This is a genomic window from Hymenobacter sedentarius (assembly GCF_001507645.1).
Classification (GTDB): Bacteria; Bacteroidota; Bacteroidia; order Cytophagales; family Hymenobacteraceae; genus Hymenobacter; species Hymenobacter sedentarius.
This window is the reverse complement of record NZ_CP013909.1, coordinates 4721186-4746475: the sequence shown is the minus strand read 5'-3', so window position 1 is coordinate 4746475 and position 25290 is coordinate 4721186. Positions and strand designations below refer to the sequence as shown.

16 protein-coding genes and 2 tRNA genes are annotated in these 25290 nt (G+C 58.0%); 9 read left to right on the top strand and 9 right to left on the bottom strand.

All coding sequences use genetic code 11. The features are described from left to right. Positions 1-89: 89 nt before the first annotated feature. The 5 genes from AUC43_RS19335 to AUC43_RS19315 form a co-directional block, all read right to left on the bottom strand. Positions 90-1160, bottom strand: a complete 1071-nt coding sequence (locus AUC43_RS19335; RefSeq protein WP_068197630.1) for a M42 family metallopeptidase — start codon at positions 1158-1160, stop codon at positions 90-92. A 121-nt stretch (positions 1161-1281) separates the two neighbouring features. After that, entirely contained in the window at positions 1282-2850 is a 1569-nt protein-coding gene (locus AUC43_RS19330) for an acyl-CoA carboxylase subunit beta (protein WP_068197627.1), read from the bottom strand. Between the two features lie 268 nt (positions 2851-3118). Next, positions 3119-5266 (bottom strand): S9 family peptidase, encoded by a 2148-nt coding sequence (locus AUC43_RS19325; RefSeq protein WP_082685228.1) that lies wholly within the window; start codon positions 5264-5266, stop codon positions 3119-3121. 137 nt (positions 5267-5403) lie between these two features. Next, the gene (locus AUC43_RS19320) at positions 5404-8010 is read right to left on the bottom strand and encodes an ATP-dependent Clp protease ATP-binding subunit (RefSeq protein ID WP_068199009.1); all 2607 of its coding nucleotides are present in this window, start codon (positions 8008-8010) and stop codon (positions 5404-5406) included. 178 nt (positions 8011-8188) lie between these two features. After that, positions 8189-8863 (bottom strand): WbqC family protein, encoded by a 675-nt coding sequence (locus AUC43_RS19315; RefSeq protein WP_068197624.1) that lies wholly within the window; start codon positions 8861-8863, stop codon positions 8189-8191. 158 nt (positions 8864-9021) lie between these two features. On the opposite strand from AUC43_RS19315, the gene AUC43_RS19310 reads away from it, so the two are divergent. Continuing rightward, positions 9022-9897 (top strand): sortase family protein, encoded by an 876-nt coding sequence (locus AUC43_RS19310; RefSeq protein ID WP_068197618.1) that lies wholly within the window; start codon positions 9022-9024, stop codon positions 9895-9897. After that, on the top strand, positions 9894-10796 hold the full coding sequence (locus AUC43_RS19305; RefSeq protein ID WP_071885986.1) for a lysophospholipid acyltransferase family protein: 903 nt from the start codon (positions 9894-9896) through the stop codon (positions 10794-10796). Before AUC43_RS19310 ends, AUC43_RS19305 begins: the two co-directional genes overlap by 4 nt. A gap of 247 nt (positions 10797-11043) precedes the next feature. Here the strand turns inward: AUC43_RS19305 and AUC43_RS19300 are convergent, their stop codons facing one another. Beyond that, positions 11044-11676 carry an L-threonylcarbamoyladenylate synthase gene (locus AUC43_RS19300; protein WP_068197617.1) on the bottom strand — a complete coding sequence of 211 codons (633 nt, stop codon included), beginning with the start codon at positions 11674-11676 and terminating at the stop codon, positions 11044-11046. Positions 11677-11883: 207 nt separating this feature from the next. Between AUC43_RS19300 and mltG the strand changes: the two genes are divergently transcribed. The 5 genes from mltG to AUC43_RS19275 all read left to right on the top strand — a co-directional run bounded on the left by mltG (position 11884) and on the right by AUC43_RS19275 (position 15021). Continuing rightward, positions 11884-12966 carry an endolytic transglycosylase MltG gene (gene mltG / locus AUC43_RS19295; protein WP_071885985.1) on the top strand — a complete coding sequence of 361 codons (1083 nt, stop codon included), beginning with the start codon at positions 11884-11886 and terminating at the stop codon, positions 12964-12966. Positions 12967-13098: 132 nt separating this feature from the next. Then, positions 13099-13590, top strand: coding sequence for an acyl-CoA thioesterase (locus AUC43_RS19290; RefSeq protein WP_068197614.1), 492 nt, complete (start codon positions 13099-13101; stop codon positions 13588-13590). Positions 13591-13674: 84 nt separating this feature from the next. Continuing rightward, positions 13675-14649, top strand: coding sequence for a YihY/virulence factor BrkB family protein (locus AUC43_RS19285; protein WP_068197611.1), 975 nt, complete (start codon positions 13675-13677; stop codon positions 14647-14649). A gap of 107 nt (positions 14650-14756) precedes the next feature. Then, positions 14757-14843 (top strand) — tRNA-Ser (locus AUC43_RS19280). A gap of 93 nt (positions 14844-14936) precedes the next feature. Next, positions 14937-15021: transfer RNA gene (locus tag AUC43_RS19275), tRNA-Ser, on the top strand. 183 nt (positions 15022-15204) lie between these two features. On the opposite strand, the gene AUC43_RS19270 is transcribed toward AUC43_RS19275, so the two are convergent. Then, positions 15205-16644 carry an APC family permease gene (locus AUC43_RS19270; protein ID WP_068197608.1) on the bottom strand — a complete coding sequence of 480 codons (1440 nt, stop codon included), beginning with the start codon at positions 16642-16644 and terminating at the stop codon, positions 15205-15207. 937 nt (positions 16645-17581) lie between these two features. On the opposite strand from AUC43_RS19270, the gene AUC43_RS19265 reads away from it, so the two are divergent. Both AUC43_RS19265 and AUC43_RS20635 read left to right on the top strand, forming a co-directional pair. Continuing rightward, positions 17582-20233, top strand: a complete 2652-nt coding sequence (locus tag AUC43_RS19265) for a T9SS type A sorting domain-containing protein (protein ID WP_068197606.1) — start codon at positions 17582-17584, stop codon at positions 20231-20233. A 533-nt stretch (positions 20234-20766) separates the two neighbouring features. Further along, entirely contained in the window at positions 20767-22251 is a 1485-nt protein-coding gene (locus tag AUC43_RS20635; protein ID WP_082685226.1) for a T9SS type A sorting domain-containing protein, read from the top strand. Positions 22252-22397: 146 nt separating this feature from the next. On the opposite strand, the gene AUC43_RS19260 is transcribed toward AUC43_RS20635, so the two are convergent. Continuing rightward, complete coding sequence (locus AUC43_RS19260) at positions 22398-24035, bottom strand: family 43 glycosylhydrolase (RefSeq protein WP_233254060.1); 1638 nt, start codon at positions 24033-24035, stop codon at positions 22398-22400. A 79-nt stretch (positions 24036-24114) separates the two neighbouring features. Then, a complete protein-coding gene (locus AUC43_RS19255; RefSeq protein ID WP_068197603.1) occupies positions 24115-25194 on the bottom strand; it encodes a glycoside hydrolase family 43 protein in 1080 nt (359 codons plus the stop codon). Between the last annotated feature and the right edge of the window lie 96 nt (positions 25195-25290).

The window sequence follows — 25290 nt, the reverse complement described above, 5'->3', positions numbered from 1 at the left end:
AGGGCCTTATCACCATTGAACCAACAGTTCTGGCGGAATAAGGTCCTTTGCTTAGCTCAGGATGACAGACGTTTAACCCAATTAAAGACTTAGCTGAAGTAGCGGAAGTCGTGCCCGTCCTCGATGCGCAGGAGCGTTTCGTAAATCAGCCGGGTCACGCTGTCCACGTCGTCTTTGTGCACTGTTTCAACGGTGGTGTGCATGTACTTCAGCGGCAGCGAAATCAGGGCTGCGGCCACGCCGGAGCCAGAGTAGGCGAAGGCGTCGGTATCGGTGCCGGTGGCGCGGGTGGCGGCTGCCCGCTGGAACGGGATGTCGGTTAGCTTGGCCGTGTCGATGATGAGGTCGCGCAGGTGGTTTTGCACGGCTGGGCCGTAGGTAATCACCGGGCCTTTGCCGCAGGAAATGTCGCCCGCGGTCTTCTTCTCGTACATCGGCGACTGGCTGTCGTGCGTCACGTCGGTGATGATGGCCACGTCGGGGTTGATGCGGTGGGCCACCATCTCGGCGCCGCGCAGCCCAATTTCTTCCTGCACCGCATTTACGATGTACAGGCCGAAGGGCAACTTCTTGTTATTGTCCTTGAGCATGCGCGCCACCTCGGCTATCATGAAGCCGCCCACGCGGTTGTCGAGCGCTCGGCCCACGTAGTACTTGTCGTTGAGCACGGTAAACTCGTCTTCAAATGTGACCACGGAGCCCACGTGCACGCCCATTTCCTCTACTTCTTCCTTGGAGGAAGCACCGCAGTCCAGAAACACGGTTTCGATGGTGGGGGCCTTGTCCTGCTCCACCTTGCGCACGTGAATGGCGGGCCAGCCAAACACGGCTTTTACAATGCCTTTCTCACCGAAGATGTTGACCCGCTTGCTGGGGGCCACCAGCGGGTCGGAGCCGCCGTTGCGGCGCAGGTACAAGTAGCCTTCCTTGGTGATGTAGTTCACGAAGTAGGAAATCTCATCGGCGTGCGCTTCGATGACCACCTTGTACTTCGCCTCGGGATTGATGACGCCGACCACCGTGCCGTAAGTATCCACAAAGTACTCGTCGATATACGGCTTGATGTAATCCAGCCACAGCTTTTGACCTTCCTTTTCAAAGCCGGTCGGGGAGGGGTTGTTGAGGTAGGTTTGGAGGAACTCGAAAGATTCGGGACGCATGGGTAGGTAAATTGTCATTCAAAGCGCAGCGAAGAATCTTATCACGTCAGCGCCGCTAGGTAGAAGAGAGAACAAAGGCCGCCGTGATAAGATGCTTCCTCTGTCAGCATGACAAATAAGTTTACAGCGGAATGTTGCCGTGTTTCTTACGCGGCATGGTGTCTACCTTGTTCTCCAGCATTTTGAAAGCGCGAATCAATTTCTGACGCGTCTGTGAAGGCAGGATGACCTCATCTACGAAGCCGCGGTGGGCAGCGCGGTAGGGCGTGGCAAATTTCTCTTGGTACTCGTCTACCTTTTCCTGCAGCTTGGCAGCAGGGTCGTCAGCCGTGGCAATTTCGCGCTTGAAGATGATTTCGGCCGCGCCCTTGGCGCCCATCACGGCGATTTCGGCGGTGGGCCAGGCGTAGTTCATATCGGCGCCAATGTGCTTGGAGTTCATCACATCATACGCCCCGCCGTAGGCCTTGCGGGTGATGACGGTGATACGCGGCACGGTGGCTTCGCAAAAAGCGTAGAGCAGCTTGGCGCCGTTTGTGATGATGCCGCGCCACTCCTGGTCGGTGCCGGGCAGGAAGCCGGGCACGTCTTCCAGCACCAGCAGCGGAATGTTAAACGAGTCGCAGAAGCGCACAAAGCGCGCGGCCTTGGTGCTGGCGTTAATGTCGAGCACGCCGGCCAGCACGGCGGGCTGGTTGCCCACAATGCCGATGCTGCGGCCCGCCAGGCGCGCAAAGCCCACAACGATGTTTTCGGCAAAATTTTGGTGGACCTCAAGGAAGGAATCGGCGTCGATGATGCCTTCAATCACCTCCCGCATGTCGTAGGGCTGGTTGGCATTGTCGGGTATCAGCTTGTCGAGCACCGGGCGGCTTTCGTCGCCACTGGCGTCGTAGGGCTGGTTGGGCGCGGTTTCCTCGCAGTTCTGCGGCATGTAGCTCAGCAGCTGCTTGAGGTGCGTGATGCAGGCCACCTCGTTGGCGCAGCTGAAGTGCGTGACGCCGCTCTTGGCCGAGTGGGTGCTGGCGCCGCCCAACTCCTCGCTGGTTACTTCTTCGTGGGTCACGGTCTTCACCACGTTCGGGCCGGTCACGAACATATAGCTCGTGTGCTCCACCATCAGGATGAAGTCGGTGATGGCCGGCGAGTATACCGCGCCGCCCGCGCACGGCCCCATAATGGCCGAGAGCTGCGGCACCACGCCCGAGGCCAGGGTATTCTTGTAGAAGATGTCGGCGTAGCCACCCAGGCTCACCACGCCTTCCTGAATGCGGGCGCCGCCTGAGTCGTTTAGCCCAATAACCGGGGCGCCGTTCTTCATGGCCAGGTCCATGATTTTGACGATTTTCTCGGCGTGCGTTTCGCTCAGCGAGCCACCAAACACCGTGAAGTCCTGCGAGAAAACGTACACTAGGCGGCCGTTCACGGTGCCGTAGCCGGTCACCACGCCGTCGCCGAGGTAGTGTTCTTTGTCGAGGCCAAAGTCCTTGGCCCGGTGCATCACAAACTTGCCAATTTCTTCGAACGAGCCTTCGTCCATCAGCAAATCAACCCGTTCGCGGGCGGTGAGCTTGCCTTTTTTGTGTTGGGAATCGATGCGGGCCTGGCCACCGCCGAGCAGGGCTTCTTCGTTTTTGCGGGCCAGCAGGTCGGTTTTGGAAAGGTGGGCGTGAGCGTGCGGGTCTGGCATGGAGAATAGTGAGCGCAGCGCCGGAACTGACGCGCGAGAGTGGGAACTCAAAGGTAGGTTACGGGTAGATTATGGACGTGTTTCCGTAATGCCTTACGGGGCGCTACCAAAAAGTAGAACGTCATGCCGAACGCTGCGAAGCAGCTCGCTCGCGCCTCCTGTCATGCAGAGCGCAGCGAAGCATCTTATCAGGTTCGAACGAGTCGTTCCACGGCGATAAGATGCTTCGCTGCGCTCTGCATGACAGCCGGTTATTGACAACCTATTCCTACAGATTCTTGCCCAATAGCTGCAGCATAAACGCATACTGCCGCGCCGTATCGTCGATGGACTTAAAGCGGCCGGAGGCGCCGCCGTGGCCGGCGCTCATATCCGTGTGCAGCAGGAGCTGGTTCTTGTCCGTTTTCATGGCGCGCAGCTTGGCGACCCATTTAGCTGGCTCGAAGTATTGCACCTGCGAATCGTGCAGGCCGGTGGTAACAAGGGTGTTGGGATAAGCCTGAGCCTTCACGTTGTCGTAGGGCGAGTACGAGAGCATGTACCGGAAGTACTCCTCGTCGGCGGGGTTGCCCCACTGGTCGTACTCGCTGGTGGTGAGCGGAATGCTGGGGTCCGACATGGTCGTGACCACATCCACAAACGGCACAGCCGCAATCACGCCCTTGTAGAGGTCGGGCCGCATATTCATCACGGCCCCCATGAGCAGGCCGCCGGCGCTGCCGCCCATGGCAAAAAGCTTGTCGGGCGCGGTGTACTGCTGCTTGGTTTTCGCGCCGGCCACTTCCGCCTCATGCGGCTTGGTGAGGTAAAGCGAGCAATCGATGAAATCGTTGAAGCTGTTTTTCTTGTGCAGCATGCGGCCATCTTCAAACCACTGCCGGCCCATTTCCTGGCCCCCGCGGATGTTGCAAAGCGCATACACGAAGCCGCGGTTGAGCAAGCTCAGGCGGGCTGAGCTGAAAGTGGGGTCCTGCGAGAAGCCGTAGGAACCGTAAGCGTATTGCAGCAGCGGGGCGCTGCCGTCGAGCTTGGTGCCCTTCTTATACACGATGGATATCGGGATAAAGGCATTGTCGCGCGACTTCACAAACACCCGCTCCGTCACGTAGTCGCGCTTGTTGAAGCCGCCCAGCACCGTCTGTTCCTTCAGCAGCGTGCTGGTGCGCGTGCTCATGTCGTACTCGAAGGTGGAGGCCGGCGTGGTCAGCGACGTGTAGTTGTAGCGCAGCAGCGGCGTGTCTTGCTCAGCATTGATGCCAATGGTGGCCGTGTAGGCCGGCTCCTCAAACTGGAGGTAATGTTCCTGCTTGTCTTTCAGGCTGATGACGCGTAGCTGGCGCAGGCCTCCCTTGCGCTCGTTGAGCACGAGGAAATCTCGAAACAGCTCAAAGTTGTCGAGGAAGATTTCGGGGTGGCGGGTGAGGGCATCCTGCCAGGCTGTTTTGGCCGTGCTGGCCACGGGCGTCACCATCAGGCGGTAGTTGGGGGCCTGCCAGTTGGTGCGCACGTAGAACTTGTCGCCCAGGTTCTCCACTTGATACAGGTGGTCTTTCTCGCGGTGCCAGAACACTTTAAACTGGCTCGTGGGCGTGCTTGCATCGAGGTAGCGGTATTCGGATGAAAGCGAGCTGGCCAGCTCAATTCCAATGAATTTTTTCGACTTGGTGCGGCTCACGCCCACCCGGAAGGTGTTGTCGTGCTCCTCGTAAATCAGTGCGTCGCCCTTGGGGTTGGTGCCCAGCGTGTGCCGGTACACCTGATAGGGCAGCAGGGTGGTTACGTCTTTCTTGGTGTAAAAAACGGTCTTGTTGTCGGCCGCCCACACCACTTCGCCGCCCGTGTTGGCAATGCGCTCGGGGTAGAGCTGCCCGGTGGCCAGGTTCTTAAACCGCAGCGTGTAGAGGCGGCGGCTCACCGTATCGGCCGTGTAGGCCAGCAGTTGGTTGTTGTCGCTCACGGCCCAGTCGCCGATTTGGTAATACGGGCGGCCGGCTCCCAGCTCGTTGGCGTCCAGCAGTACCTCTTCGGTTTCAATTTCGCTGCCCTTCTTCCGGCAATACACCGGGTATTCACCGCCCACATCGAAACGGGAATAGTAATAGTAGCCGTTGTCGCGGTACGGCACTGAAGCATCTTCCTGCTTGATGCGCCCTTTTATTTCCGCCACCAGCTTCTGCTGCGTGGCCTGGGCTCCGGCCATCTGCTTGTCGTAGTAAGCGTTTTCGGCATTTAGGTACTTGAGCACCTCCGGGCTGCTGGGCTGGTTGAGCCAATAATAGTTGTCGGTACGCGTGATGCCGAAGTTGGTGAACACCTTCGGTTTGATGGGCGCCACCGGAGCCGATTGCGCCAGCCCCGCCCCGCTGGTGAGCGCCGCACCAGCCCCCGCAAGGGCCGCTTTCTGAAGAAAATTCATGATAAGATTAGAATTGTTTCAAATGAGGCAGAGTTAGTCAAATGCAATTTCCAAGGTAATCGAAAGGCAACAAAAAAGCCGGCTTCCTTGCGGGAGCCGGCTTCTCAATTTGGGTGCAGGCTAGCGCCTGCAGGGTCTTACTTCTTCGCGTCCGTGTCGGGCGCTTCCGGCGTTTCGGCCGGGCGCTCGTCGCTGGCGAGGTTCTGGTCTTCGCCGCTCTTGGTTACACTGAACACCAGTTCCTCGGCACCATCCACATAGTCGGCCGTGATGACGTCGCCGTGCACCACCTGGGCTTTGAGGATTTCCTCGGCAATCGGGTCTTCGATGTACTTCTGAATGGCGCGGTTCAAGGGCCGGGCACCGTACTTGGGGTCGTAGCCTTTGTCCGCCACAAAATCCTTGGCCTTCTCGGTCAGCTCAACACGGTAGCCCAGGGCCTGCACCCGCGAGAGGAGCTTGCTGAGGCTGATGTCGATGATTTTGTGGATGTCTTTTTTCTCGAGCGAGTTGAAGACGATAACGTCATCCAAACGGTTGAGGAATTCGGGCGAGAACGTCTTCTTCAGGGCGTTGGTGATGGTGCCCTTGGTCAGCTCGTCCATGTTCTCCTGGCGGGCCTTGGTGCCGAAGCCGATGCCGGCGCCGAAGTCCTGCAGGTCACGCGCCCCGATGTTCGAGGTCATGATGATGATGGTGTTCCGGAAGTCCACCTTGCGGCCGAGGCCGTCGGTCAGAATACCGTCGTCCAACACCTGCAGGAGCAGGTTGTACACGTCCGGGTGCGCCTTCTCAATCTCGTCGAGCAGGATAACCGAGTACGGCTTGCGGCGGATTTTCTCCGTCAGCTGGCCGCCCTCTTCGTAGCCCACGTAGCCGGGAGGCGCGCCCACCAGGCGCGATACGCTGAACTTCTCCATGTACTCCGACATATCGACACGCACCAGCGCGTCTTCCTTGTCGAAGAGGTAGGTAGCGAGCACCTTGGCCAGCTCCGTCTTACCCACGCCTGTGGGGCCGAGGAACACGAACGAGCCAATGGGCTTCTTGGGGTCCTTCAAGCCCACCCGCGTGCGCTGGATAGCCTTCACGAGCTGCTTGATGGCCTTTTCCTGGCCAATTACCTTGCCCTGCAGCTCCTCGTTCATGTTGAGCAGCTTCTGGCTTTCGTTCTGGGCCACGCGCGAAACGGGAATACCGGTCATCATGGCGATAACCTCGGCCACGTTCTCCTCTTTCACCGTGTAGCGCTTCTTCTTGGTTTCCTCTTCCCAGCCTTTCTTGGCGGCGTCGAGTTGGTCCAGAAGTTTCTTCTCAGTGTCACGGAGCTTGGCGGCTTCCTCATATTTCTGCGATTTCACCACGCGGTTTTTCTCGCCCTTGATGTTCTCAATCTGCTCTTCGAGCGTGAGAATGTCCTCAGGCACCACGATATTGTTGATGTGCACGCGGGCACCGGCCTCGTCAAGAATGTCGATGGCTTTGTCCGGTAGGAACCGGTCGCTCATGTAGCGGTCCGACAGCATCACGCACTGCTCAATGGCTTTGTCGGTGTACACCACGTGGTGGTGGTCCTGGTACTTGTCCTTGATGTTGTGCAGGATTTCGATGGTCTCCTCGGGCGTGGTGGGGTCCACCATCACCATCTGGAAACGACGGGCCAAAGCGCCATCCTTCTCGATGTACTGGCGGTACTCGTCCAGCGTAGTGGCGCCGATGCATTGAATCTCGCCGCGGGCCAAAGCCGGCTTGAACATGTTGGAAGCGTCGAGCGAACCCGAAGCACCGCCGGCGCCCACGATGGTGTGCAGCTCGTCGATGAACAAAATCACGTCGGGCGACTTCTCCAGCTCGTTCATCACGGCCTTCATGCGCTCTTCAAACTGGCCGCGGTACTTGGTACCGGCCACCAGCGAAGCCAGGTCCAGCGTTACCACGCGCTTGTTGAAGAGCACGCGGCTCACCTTCTTCTGGATGATGCGCAGGGCAAGGCCTTCGGCAATGGCCGTTTTGCCCACGCCGGGCTCACCGATGAGGATGGGGTTATTCTTTTTGCGGCGGCTCAAAATCTGAGCCACGCGCTCAATTTCTTTTTCACGGCCCACAATGGGGTCGAGCTTGTCGTCTTCGGCCAGCTTGGTGAGGTCGCGGCCGAAGTTGTCGAGCACCGGGGTGCGCGATTTTTCGCCGGGCTTCTTGGCCGAAGCGCTGCCCGCACCGCCGCGCCCGCCGGGGCCCGACGAGCCAAACAGCTTGTCGTTGTCGTCGTCGTCGGTATCGGGGCCGGCTTTGGGACTCGGCGAGGCGTTACCATGGTAATCCAGCGAGTCGCGCACAGTTTCGTAGTTCACGTTAAACTTGGAGAGAATTTGAGAAGAAATGTTGTCTTCGTCCCGCAGGATGGACAACAGCAGGTGTTCGGTGCCGATGATTTCGGACTTGAAGATTTTCGCCTCCAAATAGGTTATTTTCAGCACCTTCTCGGTCTGCTTGGTGAGCGGAATCGAGCCGGTGATGCTGGTGCCCTGGGTCGCGGTGTTGCGCGTGGCCTGCTCAAGCGAAAACTTGAGCTCGTCGATGCTCACGCCCAGCTTGCGCAAGAGCCCAAGGGCTGTGCCCTCCGCTTCGCGAATTATACCGAGCAGCAAGTGCTCGGTACCGATATAGTCGTGGCCGAGACGGATGGCCTCTTCCCGACTGAGGGAAATAACCTCTTTGACGCGGTTTGAGAATTTAGCTTCCATGCCAATAAACGTAGTAAAAAAATCAAATAGCCCCGCGTCGGGAGTATACACGCAAAACGGGTTGGGCCGATGTAGCTTGAAAACAAGCGGGCTCGGGCGAAGGTTCGGGCCAAAAACGGCACGTAAGTACTTACTCTAACGTCGGCAGAAATTTACAAGTTGCCGTGATAAACACAGATTATTGTAAATAAGCACCGGCGGCCGGGCCCTGCGAAAACAGCAGGTCCAGTACACTTAGCCCAGGCTCAAAACCTGGGCCAAATACTTGGGGATACGGCCGAACCACGGGAGGGGCTGCCGGACTGTCAGGTTCTACCGCTTTTGTATTGGTTTTGGGTGTCAGCCAGTCGCGCCGGTCGGCGATGAGCAGCTGCGCACTAGGAAGACCAAAATTCTTGAGAGAAGGTTGCGCGGAGTAGTCGGGAAGGTATTCGTCGGTGAGGTGGAGGGGCAGGGTCAGTCGAAAACAACGCAGCAATAACCGCAGGAATTGCAGGTTCAGGTCAAAAAGCAGAGCAGGCTTACGTACGTAAATATCGTGCAAGTAGTCGGCATAGTACTCAAAATACGGACTGTTGCCGTAGGCCGTCTGTAAGGTGCGCCAGTGCCGGTGAATCCAGTTCTGCCGGTAGTCGATTTCAATGGCAGAGGCGCTAACCTTTTCGGCCCGGTTGCCATCGATAACCGGTACCGTGAGCGGCTGCACGCCCTGCGCCGTGCGAATGAGGCAGCGGTTGCGGAAAGTCTGCTTGCGGTAATGCTCGTGGGCTTCCAGCAGGATGCCGTCGGCGCGAAGCAGCTCGGCAAACAGGGCGGCGGGGGGGTGGTAGTGGAGTTCGGTTAAGAGAATCACGAATCGATACGAATTTTGCGAATTACACGAATTTTCTCAAGCGTACCGCATTGGGCTGAAAGTTGCAAAGGCCCGGCTCAGCCAGGTGAGCCCGGCTATTTACCGCCTTATACTGCTCCGGGTTTGTCCTCCTGCTTCGCTGCTTACCTTTGTTTACTATGCTGAAAAGCCCCATTCTTGCCTTCCTGTTCGTGCTGCTGCACGTAGCTGCCCACGCCGGCCCACCCCAGATTCTGCTGGATGTCGCCCGGTTTCGCAACCTTAATAAAGTTGAAAAAGGCGCCGAAGTCGAAATCTACGTGACCGTGCCGACCCAGTCGCTCACCTATCGGCAGCGGGCGCCCAAGGCGTTCCAGTCGGCGGCCACCGTCACGCTGGAAATCCTGAAAGCCGACGGCAAACCCGCCTACCGGGAAGTGGTCACGCTGAAGCCCCCAGTGCTCAACGACACCACCATTGCCATCAAAAACCCGCAAAGCTTCCTCAAGCGCATTATGCTGCCCGATGGGAACTACACCTTGCGCGGCACCGTGAAGGACCAGTACCGCAGTGCGGGCGGCGAGACCACCGTGGAAAAGCCGCTGGTGCTGGAAGCGCCCACCGGCCCGTTTCTGACCGATATTGTTCTGCTTTCGCGCCCCGCCGCCCGTAGTGGGGGCGACGACAATTTTGCCCGCGGCGGCTACCGCCTTACCCGCGCGCCGGGCGGCGTCTACGGCCGCGGGGCCGACAACATCTTTTTCTACACCGAGCTGCACAACGCCCCCGTGGGCCAGCCTCTGCGCGTGCACTACCACCTCACCACGCCCGATGGCTCGGCCGCCGATGCCGACGCCACCCTGACACCCCAGAGCGGCCGGCCGACAACGGTGGTGGGCCAGTTGCCTTTGGGGCCGCTGCCCGACGGCCCGTTCACCTTGTTTGTAGAGGTGTATGGTGGCCCCGGCAACAAAAAGCTGCTGACCGGGCACCGCGCCATTGGCGCACGCAGCGCTACCGAGTACGCGCCCGCCGGCGCTGCCGTACCCCGATGAGTGAGGGAGTAAAAGCGCCGAAGCGTCCGTATTCCTGGGCTTATGTGCCGCTGCGGTGGCTGCTGCTGGGGCTCGCGCACCTGCCGCTGTCGGTGCTGTATGTGGTGGCGGATGGGGTTTATCTGCTGCTGGCCCACGTGGTGCGGTACCGCCAGCGGGTGGTACTGGAAAACCTGCGCAATTCTTTCCCCGACAAACCGGAAGCCGAAATCCAGCGAATTTGCAACGCGTTTTACCGGCACTTTTCGCAAGTAGTGGTGGAGATAGTTCGGCTGCCGGCCATGCCCCCGATGGAGCTGAAGCAGCGCATGGTAATGCGAAACCCCGAAGTGGCAGACCGGCACTTTGCCGAAGGCCGCACGGTGCTGGGGCTGGCGTCGCACGCCGGCAATTGGGAGTGGGTGCTGGCAGCCGGACCCCTGTGGCTGGCAGCACCCATCGATGGCGTGTATAAGCCGCTTAGCAATCCTTTTTTTGAGGAATTTCTGCGTTTTGTGCGCTCCCGCACCGGCGCCGGTCTGGTGCCGATGAGCTACGTGATGCGCGAAATGGTGGCCCACCGCGGCGAAGCCCACCTGCTGAGCCTGGTGTCCGACCAGGCCGCGGGGCCCGAAGACCGGCCCTACTGGACCCAGTTTCTCAACCAGGATTCTGGCTTCTATACCAGTACAGAGCGCCTGGCCACCCGCTTTCATTGCGCGGTGCTCTACGTCGGTATTCGGCGTCGGCGCCGGGGCTTCTATGAGTTCGAGTTTACGGAGCTCTACGACGGTACCTCCCCGCTACCGGCTGGAGATGCGCCCATTATGGAGGCCTTCGCCCGGAAATTGGAAAAAGATATTCAAGCCGCACCCGAACAGTATTTGTGGACGCACCGCCGCTGGAAGCATAAGCGGTAGGGACGGGGGCTGAACTGGCAAGGTAGTCCTGCGCTCTACCTGTCATTGCGAGGAGGTACGACGAAGCAATCTGTCCTCTCTGTGCGCAAAGCCCTGAGTTGTGACAAACCCTTTTAAAGCAAAAAGCCCCGGCACTGCGCAGTGCCGGGGCTTTTTCACATTATTAGGTTTGTCGCTGAGAATAGGACGGATTGCTTCGTCGTACCTCCTCTCAATGACAGGAGGACTCTTGCCAAAGGCTAGGCGTTTACAAATACTGCTCAATATCTCCGGCTCCCTGGCGTATCAGCTCGAAGTCGTCGTTGGTGCAGTCGATGATGGTGCTGGGGACGTTGCCACCGAAGCCGCCGTCGATTACGAGGTCGACCAAGAGGCGGTATTTCTCAAAAATTAGGTCGGGGTCGGTCACGTACTCATCAAGCGTGTTTTCGTCCTCACGCACCGACGTGCTGACAATGGGGTTGCCCAATTCCTTCACGAGCTGCAGGATAATCTGATTATCCGGTACTCGGATGCCCACTGTTTTGCGCTTCGTACCGCCGAAGCGCGGCGCATTGGCGCTGGCTTCGAAGATGAAGGTGAAAGGCCCGGGCAGAGCTTTCTTGATGACCTTATAGGTGGAGGTGGTGATGCCGTGGGCGTAGTCGGAGATGTGCGACAGGTCGTGGCAGATAAAGCTCAGATTAGCCTTTTCGGGGAAAAGCTTCTTGATGCGGCACACTTTGTCCACGGCCTTGGCATTGGTCACATCGCAGCCGATGCCGTAAACCGTATCGGTGGGATAAATAATGACTCCTCCTTTGCGCAATACGTCAACGGCTTGCTGGATACGGCTGTGAGGCGGATTTTCGGGGTGGATGCGGAGGAGGGTTGCGGGCATAGGGTGTGCGTAAGAAACAGGAAAGTGGCGGCGGGCGCCGCCACGCTATTGACGAACTAAGGCGGCAGCGGGTTGTCTGGCCGGGCCAAAAGGTGCGGGCAAGGTACTACGCCCGGCCGAAACGAAACAACATCAGCCCAACCTGCGCGCTAGGTTGCGCCCTTTCGTACTTTTGATGTCGCCTCCTCGATACTCTTACTCATTCCCATGTCCCAGCCTGCCAAAAAGTCGGCCATCGAATACCGCGACCAAGCCCTGAAACGCCGCCGGCGCTGGGCCACCGTGAGCGTGGTATTCACGCTCACCCTCGTGTGCTTCTCCTATTATTTCTACCAGGTCTTCTTCACGGCCAACATCGAAACCAAGGGCAAGCCGACCTACGTCATCGTGCACCGCGGCGACGACTGGAAGAAGGCCCTGAATACCATCGACGCCACCGGCGTGGTGGTCGACAAGCTCTCGCTGCACTTTGTGGCCAAGCTCATGAAATACCCTGAGCACGTGAAGCCCGGCCGCTACGAGCTCAAGGACGGCTACACCAATCGTCAGCTCATCAACGTGCTGAAGGCCGGCCTGCAATCGCCGCTCAAGCTCACCTTCACCAACGTGCGCCTGCGCCGCGAGCTGGCCGATAAGCTCTCGAACCAGATTGACGCCCGGCCCAGCCAAATCGACTCGCTGCTGAGCAGCCCCAGCTACACCAAGAGCCTGGGCTTCGACACGACGACGGTGCTCAGCATGTTCATCCCCAATACCTACGAGCTGTATTGGAATACCTCCGCCAACAACCTGATGCAGCGGATGAAGAAGGAATACGAAAAATTCTGGACCTCGGAGCGCGACGCCCAGCGCGAGAAGCTGCACCTCACCCGGGCCCAGGTGAGCACCCTGGCCAGCATCGTGGAAGCCGAGCAGCAGCAGCACGCCGACGAGCGGCCCCGCATCGCGGGTGTCTACCTCAACCGCCTCAAGCGCGGCATGAAGCTGCAAGCTGACCCCACTGTGGTGTACGCCAACCGCGACTTTACAATCAAGCGCGTGCTAAACGTGCACCTGCTGAAGGACTCGCCCTACAATACATATAAGTACGGTGGCCTGCCGCCCGGCCCCATCAACCTGCCCAGCATCGCCAGCATCGACGCCGTGCTCAAGCCCGAAAGCAATAACTACTTGTATTTCTGCGCCAAGGAGGATTTCAGCGGCTACCACGCCTTCGCTACCAACGAGAGTGAGCACATTATGAATGCTCGCCGCTATCAAGCGGCGCTAACCCGGGCGGGGATAAAGTAAATGGTCTGATGTAAACCGTCATGCTGAGCGCAGCCGAAGCATCTCTACCGCTTCGTTGAGTCAATTGGTTTACTTGCGCAGTAGAGATGCTTCGGCTGCGCTCAGCATGACGTTCTTTTCTATACATATTTTATGTACACTTCCGACATTCAAATCCGCGTGCGCTACGCCGAAACCGACCAGATGGGCTACGTCTATCACGGCAACTACGCGGCCTATTTTGAGGTGGCCCGCACCGAGGCTTTCCGGAAGTTGGGCATTAGCTACAAGGAAATGGAGGCCGATGGGGTGGGCATGCCGGTGGGCGAAATCCGCACCCGCTTTCGCCGCCCAGCTCGCTACGACGACCTGCTGACGGTACGGCTTTTGCTGCGTCAGCCCGCGGAAGGCACCCGCGTGATGTTTGAATATGAGATTTATAACGAAGCCGGCGACCTGCTCACCGAAGGGCACACCCTGATGGTGTTTGTGAAAACCACCACCGGCCGCCCCGTGCAAATGCCCGTCAGTATCCAGGAGCGGCTGGCGCCGTACTTTAGCGATGAGGACATCGACAGCCCCGTGCTGCCCACGCCCGGCGCCATTCCGCCCGATGCGCCCGCGCCAGCGGCCTTTAGAAAGTAAAAGAGTTGAGTTTTGAATGTTGAGGGTTGAATTTTTTAATCAGCCGGTTCACTCAAAATTCAACCCTCAACACTCAAAATTCCAGTGAAAGCCCCCGCCATCCGTCGTGCCCGTTTCCCCGATGTGCGCCAGCACCGGCACTATCGGCGCCTGATTGTGGGGCTAAAAAAGCTGCGCCTGCCCGGCGGGCACGCTTCGGTGTACGACGTGCTCGACCGCATCCTGCACGAGCTGCGCCTAGATAGCCTGGAAAAGCGCGCCGCCTACATGGCCTTCAACCTCACGGTGGCCCTGTTCCCGACCATTATTTTCCTGTTCACGCTCATTCCGTACATCCCCGTGCCGAATCTGAACGTGGACATTCTGCAGTTCCTCGCCGATTTTATGCCGCGCGAGCTGTACGCGGCCACGGCTTCCACCATCGAGGACATTGTGAACATCCCGCACGGCGGCTTGCTATCCTTCGGTTTCGGGACGGCGCTGGTGCTGAGCTCCAACGGCATTATGGCCTTGCTCGACGCGTTTGAGAAGAAGTACCCGTGGTTTAAGCACCGCAGCTACCTGCGCAAGCGAATGATTGCCACGGCCCTCACCTTCGTGCTGTCGCTGATTCTGGTGCTGGCCATCGCCGGTATTTTCTTCGGTACTTACCTGATAGACTGGCTGGTGTACTATGAAATTGTGCCCGAGCGGTTCACCGACCTGGTGCTGACGCTCATTCGCTACGGCTCACTTATTGGGCTGTTTTTGAGCACGACCTGCGTCATTTATTACTTCGTGCCGCCCGTGCACGACAAGTGGCCGCTGGTGTCGGTGGGGGCCATCGTGGCCACGCTGCTCATCTTCCTGGTGTCGTTTCTCTTCACGCTCTACGTGCGCATTTTCGACTCATACAACCACTTTTATGGCTCCATTGGGGCACTGGTCGGCTTCATGGTGTGGCTGGAATTTGTGTGCATGACCCTGATAATCGGCTTCGAAGTGAACGTGAGCATGGACGCCGTAACCGGGCGCCGGCGGAAGATGCTGCAGGAGCAGCTGGCGGCGAACGCGCACTAGGAGGGAGGCGGCACCGACGCTTTGTGGAAAAATAATTCTGCGTTTGGGCTACATCGTTGCGCTTTCGTTCTTACTTTTGCACTCCCCAATCACTCGGGGAACCTGTTAGAGAGGTGGCAGAGTGGTCGAATGCGACGGTTTCGAAAACCGTTATACCGGCAACGGTATCGGGGGTTCGAATCCCCCCTTCTCTACATTTTCAATTAACAATTATCATTTAACAATTAACAGTCGCTGAGGCGGCTCAGAAAATTGTTAAATGATAATTGTTAACTGTTTTTTGACCCAGAGAGCTGGCAGAGTGGTCGATTGCGGCGGTCTTGAAAACCGTTGAGGGTCAAACCTCCGGGGGTTCGAATCCCTCGCTCTCTACAGAAAAGCCCCATTTCCAACTTGGAAATGGGGCTTTTTCTTTTCCGGGGATTGGCTGGCTATGGTACTAGCCCAACTTAGCGTCTGCAATGGCTTAGCCGTTCGAATGGAGCTAAAGCCTCAATGAGTTGGTAGTCGCGAACTGTTGTTTTAAATCAGGTTTAGCCCAACTTTGGACTCGACTTAACCTTCCCCTGAAGCACCCGCTGGTTCGGCGGCAGGTTGCCGTTTGAAGTAGTAATAAAAGGGCAGGCCGGTCAGAATCAGCAGGAAGCCCAGCAACGTCTGCCTGGGCTGGGTGACGAGGGTATTAGTAATCAGGGCGAGCGCAAAAAGCAGGAGAATGAGCTGAATGAAAGGGTAGCCAATCACCTTGGCGGTGATTTTTCCCTGTCGTTTCATCTTGAGCACTGCCACGGCCAAGAGCCCATAGAAAAGGAAGGTGGCAAAAATGACCAGGTCCGTCAGCAGGTCGAAGGTGCCCGAGATTACCAGCAGGCAACTCCACACCAGGGTATACACCAGCGCCACGTGCGGGGTCCGGTAGCGCGGGTGCACCGCGGCAGCCTGGCGGAAGAAAAACCGTTCCTGTGCCATGCGAAAATAGATGCGGCTGTGCGAGAGCAGCACGGCATTCAGGGTGCCGAAGACGCTCACCATGATTAGGAGCGTCACGGCCGTCTTCCCCCATTTCCCCAGCACCGATTCGGCCACTACGGCCGCCCCGATGTCATTTGGATGCACTGCTGCCAGCTGATGCAGGGTCAGAACCCGCATGTACGCGTAGTTGACCAATACATATAAGACAATGGCAATGGAGACGCCGGCGATAATTGCCCGCGGCACGTTGCGCGTGGGGTTCTTTATTTCGCCGGTCACAAACGAAAGGTCCACCCAGCCGTCGTAGGCCCAAAACACGCTGAGCAGCGCCCCAAAGAAAGCGCTGAGCAACGAGGCATGGCCGGCCATGGGCGCCGGGGTGCTCGGCAGGCTCGCGGCTTGCGTGGCCGGGGCGGCCACAAACAGCCCAACGAGGATGAGCAGCAACAGACCCAGGATTTTGGCGGCCGTGAAGACGTTGCTGAGCTTCCCGCTAGCCGCTACCCCGCGGTAGTTTACCCAGGTAAGGATGCAAATGGTGCCAATGGCGAGGATTTTTATCCCGGAGTCGGCAAACGGATAAATGAAATGGGCAATGGACAGGTGCGCCAGCGACTGCAGCGGGTTGGGCAGCGGAATCAGGGCGTTGATGGTCTGGGAAAAGATAAAGCCCAACGCCGCCACTGAGGCCGAGCCGATGATGGCAAAGTCGGTCCACCCAAACAGGAAGGAAGCAAAATTCCCGAACGAGAGGCGCAGGTACTCGTACACGCCGCCCGATTCTTCGGTGAGCGAGGACAGCCCCGCCAGGTTGAAGGCCCCGCACATGGTGATGAAGCCCGCAAGCACCCAGGCACCTAGAATCCAGGACTCGCTAAGCCCGGACTGCGCCAGGGGCACAATCTTCTTAAACACCCCAGACCCAATCACAATGCCGGCGACCAGCAGGGTGCCCGTGAGGACCCCAAAAGCCCGGACCAGAGTAGCTTCACCAGTAGTTCTTGCCTTTTCCACAACGTCCATATCGCCAAGGTAAGCAATTCGGCTATGCGGCAATACTTTGTGAGGCCCTGCAGTACACAAGATAGAGGCGTTATTATAGTTGTCTCCCAGGCTAGTTGGGCTAATGATATGATATACCAAGGATTTTAAATATTAGTGATAATAACACGTTCACTGCATCATGCGGCCCGCCTTATCAAAAATTACCGATTATTGATTGAAGGCAGCTAGACAGCACAGCACTAGAGTTAGTATAGCATTAGCACCAGATAATGGTAGAGTAGGTGGGCCTGATTTATGAGCTATTTACTGATTGCCTATTAAATGCTTGCGTTTGCTTTACTGTCCAGAAAGTAGTTTTCAGAATTTAAGCTTTTAAATTGGTTTACTATAACCTTAATAATATTAGTTTATGTTTTTAATTAAAAATGTTAAAAAAATTATTAGAAAAGTTTGATAAAATAAGATATAAAGGTAACTTAGGTCATAACAAAAGCCCGCGGCTTATCTCCTAGGCTCGATAGCCGCGCCCGTGACCTCGCGTACCGCCCATGTGATGGGTGGTTGTTTAGTTGATATGCCAGTTATGGCAGCTGCAACGCCGATTCGCTTCTTCTGCCCCGGTATTCTCACGCTTTCCTCCTGAGCGCGCTTTAGAATTGCCATAGGCACCCCCTTTCTACCATTATGGGTTTTTTCAGCGCGTTCCGCGCTGGAACGGGACGTCTTTGCCCCGCGAGTTCTGCTCCACAATGCCCGTGACCACCAACTGTGTGGTCCGGTATGCATCGGCCTTGCCGCGCTCTTTGACCAAGCTATATGTGATTCAAAACTTAAAAATTACACTATGCAACCGTTTTTTCACACGCCCTTTTCTTACAGGAAATCTTCATTTCGTGATTATCTAATGCATTTGCCGGGAATAAACAGCCGTGGTTCCGGATTTTCGCTCCTCGCCATGTTGGCTTGGCTGCTGCTGCTGAGCACGGGGTCTATGGCGCAGAAGACGTCGACGTCGTCTGGCAGTTCGTTTTCGCAGTACGCCAACGAACCCGGCAAAGAACAGTGGATTGCTGGAGCCCTGATTCCGAACAATTCCCAGTATTACGAAGGCACCAGCACACTGCAGCGCTTGGTGCTAGTGAACATTCCGGCCAATCCGGCGCCGCCCCTCGGGAAGGATGGCACCTACCACGAAATGACCTTGAAGGTCCTGGCCACCAAAGCCGGGGTCAACGCGTATGACTTTGTCACGGGCTTCGACCAGGCCATCAAGGACTACACCAACATCACCGGGACTATACAGATAAAGAGCGGCTTTGACCCGACGTCCTCGGCTCAACGGCTCGCGTTGGTGACTGGGGCTAGCATCCCCAACCCAGCCACCGTGGACATGATTACCCGCCTCTTTCAAAGCACTAGCACGGCCGTGGCCGCGGCGCCGGCTGCGGGAACCTACGCCACCAAAATTGCCACCGCCGTCAATGGGTACGACGCCGACAGCTACCCGGGCTTTGGCGGGGTGAAACGCGGCGTCCAACTCTACGCCGAACCCAACAACCCCATTTCGGGCGCCAAGCTCGACTTCCTGGGCTATGATGCCCCCGACCAATTCGGAGACTCCTACGGCTTGTACAAGCTCAGCTGGACCTCCGCCTCTGCCAACCTGCTGGTGTTGGCCGGCGGTCACCTGGCCAACAGCGACAACTCCTCACCTTACACGAGCCTGTGGCTGGGCCCCAATGCCGGGGCGTCCAACATCAGCGGCGGCCCCTACCACTTCAAGCTCAACCAGCTGGACGGTGCCAGCTTGGGCAATCAGGACAACCAGATTCAATCGGGTTCCATCACGGTATTCGTAGCGCCGTGCACGCTCAACGATTACACAGCGGCCTGCGTTGGCGACATCTTGACCTATACCGGCTCAAGCGCGGCCATCAACCCGACGCGTACCTGGTCAATCACCGGCGACGGCGAATTCGTTAGCAGCTCTGCATCCAATGCTACCGTAATTACCCCGGGCAACGTGGCCACCGTGTACGTGCGGGCCAAGAGCGGCCCGACGGGCACCTACCAGGTTAAGGTCGTCACGACCGCCACAAACTTTGCCCCCAGCACCTGCACCGACGATGTCACCGTGAACAACGTGACGGCGGGTGCGATTGCCGGCGGGGGCACGCTGTGCACGCCGTTTAACCCGGACGCCTTCACCAGCACGACGGCCGGCAGCGGCGGCGGGACTATCTCCTACAAGTGGCAGTCGAGCACGACCAGCGCCACGGCAACCGACTTCGCCGACATCAGCGGGGCCACCTCGGCCACGTATGACGCGCCGGCCGTGACGGCAACGACCTGGTTCCGGCGCGTGGCCACGAGCACGCTCAACGGCGTGACCTGCTCGGATAACAGCAACGTGCTCACGGTGACGCCCAACGCCATCACCCCGGGTGCGATTGCCGGCGGGGGCACGCTGTGCACGCCGTTTAACCCGGACGCCTTCACCAGCACGACGGCCGGCAGCGGCGGCGGGACTATCTCCTACAAGTGGCAGTCGAGCACGACCAGCGCCACGGCAACCGACTTCGCCGACATCAGCGGGGCCACCTCGGCCACGTATGACGCGCCGGCCGTGACGGCAACGACCTGGTTCCGGCGCGTGGCCACGAGCACGCTCAACAACGTGGCCTGCTCGGATAACAGCAACGTGCTGGCCGTCACGGTCAACGACGTGACGGCGGGCGTGATTGCCGGCAGCGCCACGGGCTGTTCGCCTGTTGACGCGACGGCCTTCACCGTGACGACGGCAGCCACTGGCAGCGGCACGCTCTCCTACAAGTGGCAGTCGAGCACGACCAGCGCCACGGCAACCGACTTCGCCGACATCAGCGGGGCCACCTCGGCCACGTATGACCCCGGGGCGCTGACGGCGACGACCTGGTTCAAGCGCATCGCCACGAGCACGCTCAACGGCGTGACCTGCTCGGCCACCAGCAACGTGCTCACCGTCACGGTGAACGCAGTACCCTACAGGCCAGTGGTAACGGTACAGGAGGCCCTCATTTGTACTGGGACTAACACTGCGCCAACCATCACGGTGAAGTGCTCCATCGAGGGTACGTACCATTTAACGCAAGGCACAACGACAAGGGACATTACCAATCCTTTATCAAATGCAGGCAATGACTTGGTAATTACCAATATTGCGGTTGGGGTAGGCGGTTTCAGTTTGACGGTTACCAATGCAAATGGTTGCCTCTCAGGCGCCACGACTTGCGCCAGCACCAACACGTGCGCTGCCCAGGTGTACATGGTCAGCAGCCCCTCGCTACCGGTGGGCGTACTGGCCAAGAACATCCAAACCGAGGCTTACCCGAACCCCACTGGCCGGGACGCGACCATCAACTTCTCCGTGCCCAAAAGCGGGCGCGTGGTGGTTGAGGTTTACAATGCCATCGGCGCGCACGTAGTTACCCTATTTGACGGCGAAGTAAAGGCCGGGGAAAACCAGTCGGTGACGCTCAAGGGCGCCTCGTTGCAATCCGGCACCTATACCTACCGCGTGATTGCCAACGGCTCGACCAAGTCCAACCGCATCAGCCTCATCAAATAAGGCCGGGTGGAGTATTACCAATGAAAAAAGCCCGTCCAAATTGGACGGGCTTTTTTGTATTAGAAAGCTAGCTCAAGTAAATTAAACAAAGCAGTTCGACTTATAAATAAAATTAAAATATTTATTGGAAAAATATTGCAAACTTTTCGTGCTTAATGTAACTTAGGTTATAATAAGAGTTCGCGGCCTATCTCCTAGGCTCGGTAGCCGCGATAGTGACCTCGAGTACTGCCCAGTTGGATGGGTGGTTGTGTAGTTGATAGGCCAATAATGGCAGCGGAACCGCCAATTCGCTCCTCTTGACCCCGGTATTCTTACGCGTTGCTCCTGAGCGCGCTCTAAAATAGCCGTAGGTCCCCCTTTCTACCGTTACGGGTTTTTCCCTGGCTGACAGCAGCTGCGGAACGGGACGCTTTTGCCCCGCGATTTCTGGTCCGTCCATGCCATAGTCCTGCGAAAGGGCCTTGGTCTGCTGCTACGCTAGTAGCCACCCCTGACTTGAATAGAATGCCAAACCCTTTCCGTTAAACGTCATGAACACAATATTTAAGACACCCAATTTTACCTATGCTAAACTATGTACTCGTGCATTAGCCTCACCTCTGCAAAAAGCAACGTGGCGGGTTGCCTTGACATTTGTGGCCTTTTTGCTAATGGCTGGTACTTCCTTTGCCCAAGTGGTATTACCCTCTGCAGACAGGTGTACTTCCAAGGACCTATCCCTGGTGAGTGCTAGGATAGATCTGCCGGCATGCGAACCCTGTGTCGCTAATGCTCTAATAACTAAACCATTGTTACTGGCTATCAACAATAGTACTAGTTCCACCCGGACCAGCTTTTCTTTCTGGGGAACTATAACCATCAGAGAGGGTTCCACAACGGTTTACTCTTCTTCAATTACAGGTTGTGAAGGTCCAATACTAAAGAATCAAATAAAGGAATATTCATTTGATGGAATCAGTACAACCAGTACACCAACTATTGATGCTGATGGCGCTGGGGGAGTTGGTATTTCTAATGGTACAATTACCTTCAAATGTGGTCAGACACTAGACTTATCCGGTCTGTTTTTAGCCTGGACCGACGCTTCGCCAAAAAGCACCTGCCCGCTTACATCTGCCTTAATTGCCCCTAAATGCGGAACCTTGGATTTTATACCAATTGCTACAGGTTTGTCCGTCACTTCTGAACCAACAAATGTATCTTGCTCTGGGGCTGCTGATGGTGCTATTGATGCATTTGTTGCTGGTGGATCCGGTTCTTATACCTATGCTTGGGTAGCCTCTAACGGTGGCGTTATCCCTTCGGGGCAGGCAGATGACCAAGACCTTACCCTCCTAGTTCCTGGAACTTACACCCTTACAGTTACCGATGCTGGTGCCGGTTGCACAGCTTCAACATCTGAAACAATCACTCAGCCAAATGCCTTAGCAGCACCAGTGGTGACGTTGCTAGAGCCCACCCTGTGTACCAGAGCAACGGGTACTGTCACAGTTACTAACCCGGTAATTGCCAATGCGACCTATACTCTAACCCAGCCGAACTTGCCTACGTCACCTACTAATCCTACTTCGATTACAACTACCACTACTACTGAAACGGTGGCTTTTGCCAACTTAGCAGCGGGGGGAGGGTTTAGCATTACTGTTACGGTTAATGGATGTACCAGCCCTGCGACTAATTGCGGTAATACTACCCATAATGCCAGACAGACGCCGGGCCCGACTACCAGTTCAGGAGGAATTGCTTTGAAAAAAAACATTCTGACTGAGGCTTACCCTAATCCTACTGGACGGGACGCGACCATCAATTTCTCCGTACCCAAAAGCGGGCGCGTGGTGGTGCAGGTGTACAACTCACTTGGCGCGCGCGTGGCCACCCTTTTTGACGATGAAGTTAAGGCTGGAGAGAATCGTTCGGTCATTCTCAAAGGTGCATCGTTGCCGTCAGGTAACTACACCTATCGTGTGATTGCCAATGGCTCGACCAAGTCTAACCGCATCAGCCTTATCAAATGAGGATTTGCGGTGTAATTCTAATGAAAAAAGCCCGTCAATTTGGACGGGCTTTTTTGTAAACTGGGTTTAATAAAAGCGAACTACTATAAATTAGTAACAGCTTTTCTAGTTGCAAAAGCCTCTTTTTTCATAAGCAAGCCAATGAATTACGGCTGGCTGTCGAGTGCAAACCGCTCAAATGCCGCGGTAGTGGAGGCAGCACCTTGGGCTACCACGCCCACGCGTACGCCCCGGTCCCAGGGCGGGAGGTAGCTACCGTTGACGGCGGCGCCGGAGGCGGGCAGCTTTTGCCAGGTGGTGCCGTTGTCGGCGCTCCAGGTGAAGGTGAACTGGCTGCCTTGCTGGGCCTGCAGGCGGAGCTGAAGGGCTTTGGTGGTGGGCAGGGGTGTTTCGGCCAGGGTTTTGGGTTGGCCTTTTTCCAGCTGAATGAGCTGCACTTTGCCGGCGCTGGCTACCAGCATCAGGGTGTTGTCGGGGTCGCCGTGGGCGGCGAGGCCGGCGCTGCTGCCGGTGGCCAGGGTGCCGGGGTTGAGCAGGGTGGTGGTGGCGGTGTAGGTGGCGGCGGAAGTAGACTGGCCCAGCGCGGCGCCGCTGTGGTCGGGACGGGCGGTGAGGCGCAGCTGGCCACCTGTGACGGTGAAATTGGGCCGGAATTCCACGGGCCACTGCCAGGAGGGCTGCAGGGTTTTGCCAGTGAATTCGTCGGTGAAAGACTGGGCACGGGCGGCGGTAGCGGGAGCGGCGATGGGTGTACTCTTGCCCCGGAACTCGGGCCAGCCGGCGGTTGTCCACACAAACTCGCTGAGCACGCCTTGGCGGCCGGCAAATTCCTGGCTCAAGGCGTTGTAGGCGTGGTGGAGCATATACCAGCGGCCTTGGTATTCTACGGCGGTGCCGTGGCCGGGGCATTTCCAGGTGTCGTTGTTGACGAGCACGGGGTTGTTGGCGTATTTCTCCCAGGGGCCCAGCAGGGTTTTGGCGCGAGCTACGCCGGTGGCGTAGGTGCAGCCGCGGCCGCAGCAGCCATTGCCGGCGTAGAACGCATAGAAGTAGCCATCGTGGCGCACCATCGAAACGCCTTCCACGAGGTTGCCTTCCCAGGTGCTGGCGTCGTTGCGGAATAGCTCCTTCTTCTCGCCCACCAGCGCGGTGCGGTCGTCGTTGAGCCGTTGGGCCCAGATGGGGGTGGGCTGCTTGATGCTGTTGCCGTCTTCCTTCCAGATGAGGTAGAGCTGGCCTTGCTCGTCGCGGATGGGAAAGCCGTCGATGGAGCCATCGGGCTCGCCCACCAGCGGGCCGTGGTCTTTGTAGGGGCCGGCCGGGCTGTCGGCGCTGGCTACGCCCACGGCCAGGTTGCCACCCCGCTTGTGGGCCGCGTAGAAAATGTAAGTTTTGCCGCCGTCCTGGCTGATTTCGGGGGCCCAGAAATAGTAGTCAGCCCAACCCGGCCGCTCGCCCGGAAACACGTGGCCCACCAGCTTCCAGTCGGTTAGGTTTTTGGACGTGAGCAAGGGGAATATGGGTCCCCAGTTGGACGTGGTGGCGGTGGCCCAATACGTATCGCCAATTTTGGTAATGGACGGGTCGGGGAAGTCGCCGGCCAGTACGGGGTTGGCCAGCGCCACGGGAGTACTTGCCACGCCAGCGGCTGCCGGGACCGTAGTAGAAACTTCTTTGGTTGCAGTGTCCTTTGCCTGCGGCCCGGTTGGCATTCGTTGGCAGGCAATGGCCAGGAAGCCGCCAATTAGCAGCAGGGACTTGGTTTTGGGAGCAGTAAACAGCATTGCTTCAAATGAAAGGTTGACCGCTGCGCACAGCGGCTAATCAATGGTAGTAATGTAAGGAGCACCGCGGCGGGCAGTGCTATTCGCCGCTCGGGCGCGGTAATGCTACCCCGATGGACACGGGCGTGCCGAAGTCGGGCGTGCCGTCGGCGCGGTAGGTGAAGGGCTGCATGCGCGGGTTGCGGTCGTTGCTGCAGCCTTGGCCGGGGCGGCTGTTGGCGTGGTACAGCAGCCAGTCCTGCTGGCCGTCCTTCGACTTGAAGAAGGTGTTGTGGCCGGGGCCGTAGGCACCGGCCGTGGGGTTCTTTACAAAAACGGGCGTGGCGCTCTTGGTCCAGGCGGTGGGCACCAGGGGGTCGGCGGTGGCGGTGGTGCTCAGCAGGCCGAGGGCGTAGTCGTCGGTGGTGCAGTGGCTGGCCGAGTACACGAGGAAGGTTTTGCCGTCGTGCTGCAGAATCTCGGGGCCTTCGTTTACCGGAAGCACGCCCTGCTGTTCCCAGCTGTACTGCGGGCGGGAGAGTTCCACCCGCGGGCCGGTGAGGGTCCAGGGGTTGGCCATCTTGGAAATGTAGAGGCGCTGCTCTTCGGTGCTCGCGTTGGCGTGGCCCGACCAGATGAGGTAGCGCTGGCCGTTCTGCTCGAGCACGGTGCCATCAATGGCCCAGAAATCTTCGCTTGAGCTAAAAATGCGGCCTTTCTCCGTCCAGCTGCCCGTGGTGGGGTCGGTGGCGGTGTTTTCCAGTACCCACAGGCGCTGGCCGCCGCAGCAGCTGCCGGGGCCGGCCGTGAAGTAGATATACCACTTGCCGTCGAGGAAGTGCATCTCGGGGGCCCACACGTCGTGCGAGTTCGCGCCGTTGCTGGGGGCCGTCCACACCACGGTAGCAGGGGCATTGCCCAACTCCGACATCTTGGCCGTCTTGCGCAGGGTCACGTTGTTGCCGGTGGTGGCCATGTAGTAATAAAAGCCGTCCTTTTGGTATACCCACGGGTCGGGGCCGGAGGAAAGCAGTGGGTTGGAATAGGTGGTAGCCGGCGTGGTCGGGCCCGTCGGCGGTGGGGTGGGGGTAGGGGCGGGCGCCGGGGCTTTGGAGGAGCACCCGCTGGCCAGCAAGCCAATCAGCAGCCAGGACACCAGGAAGGAACGGGGATGGAGCATAAGCTAAACTACGGAAGAAGATAGGAGGAACAGGAGCGGGGCACAAACCGACAACGGCCGCTTCGCCCGCAGGGAGGCAAAGCGGCCGTTGGTTCG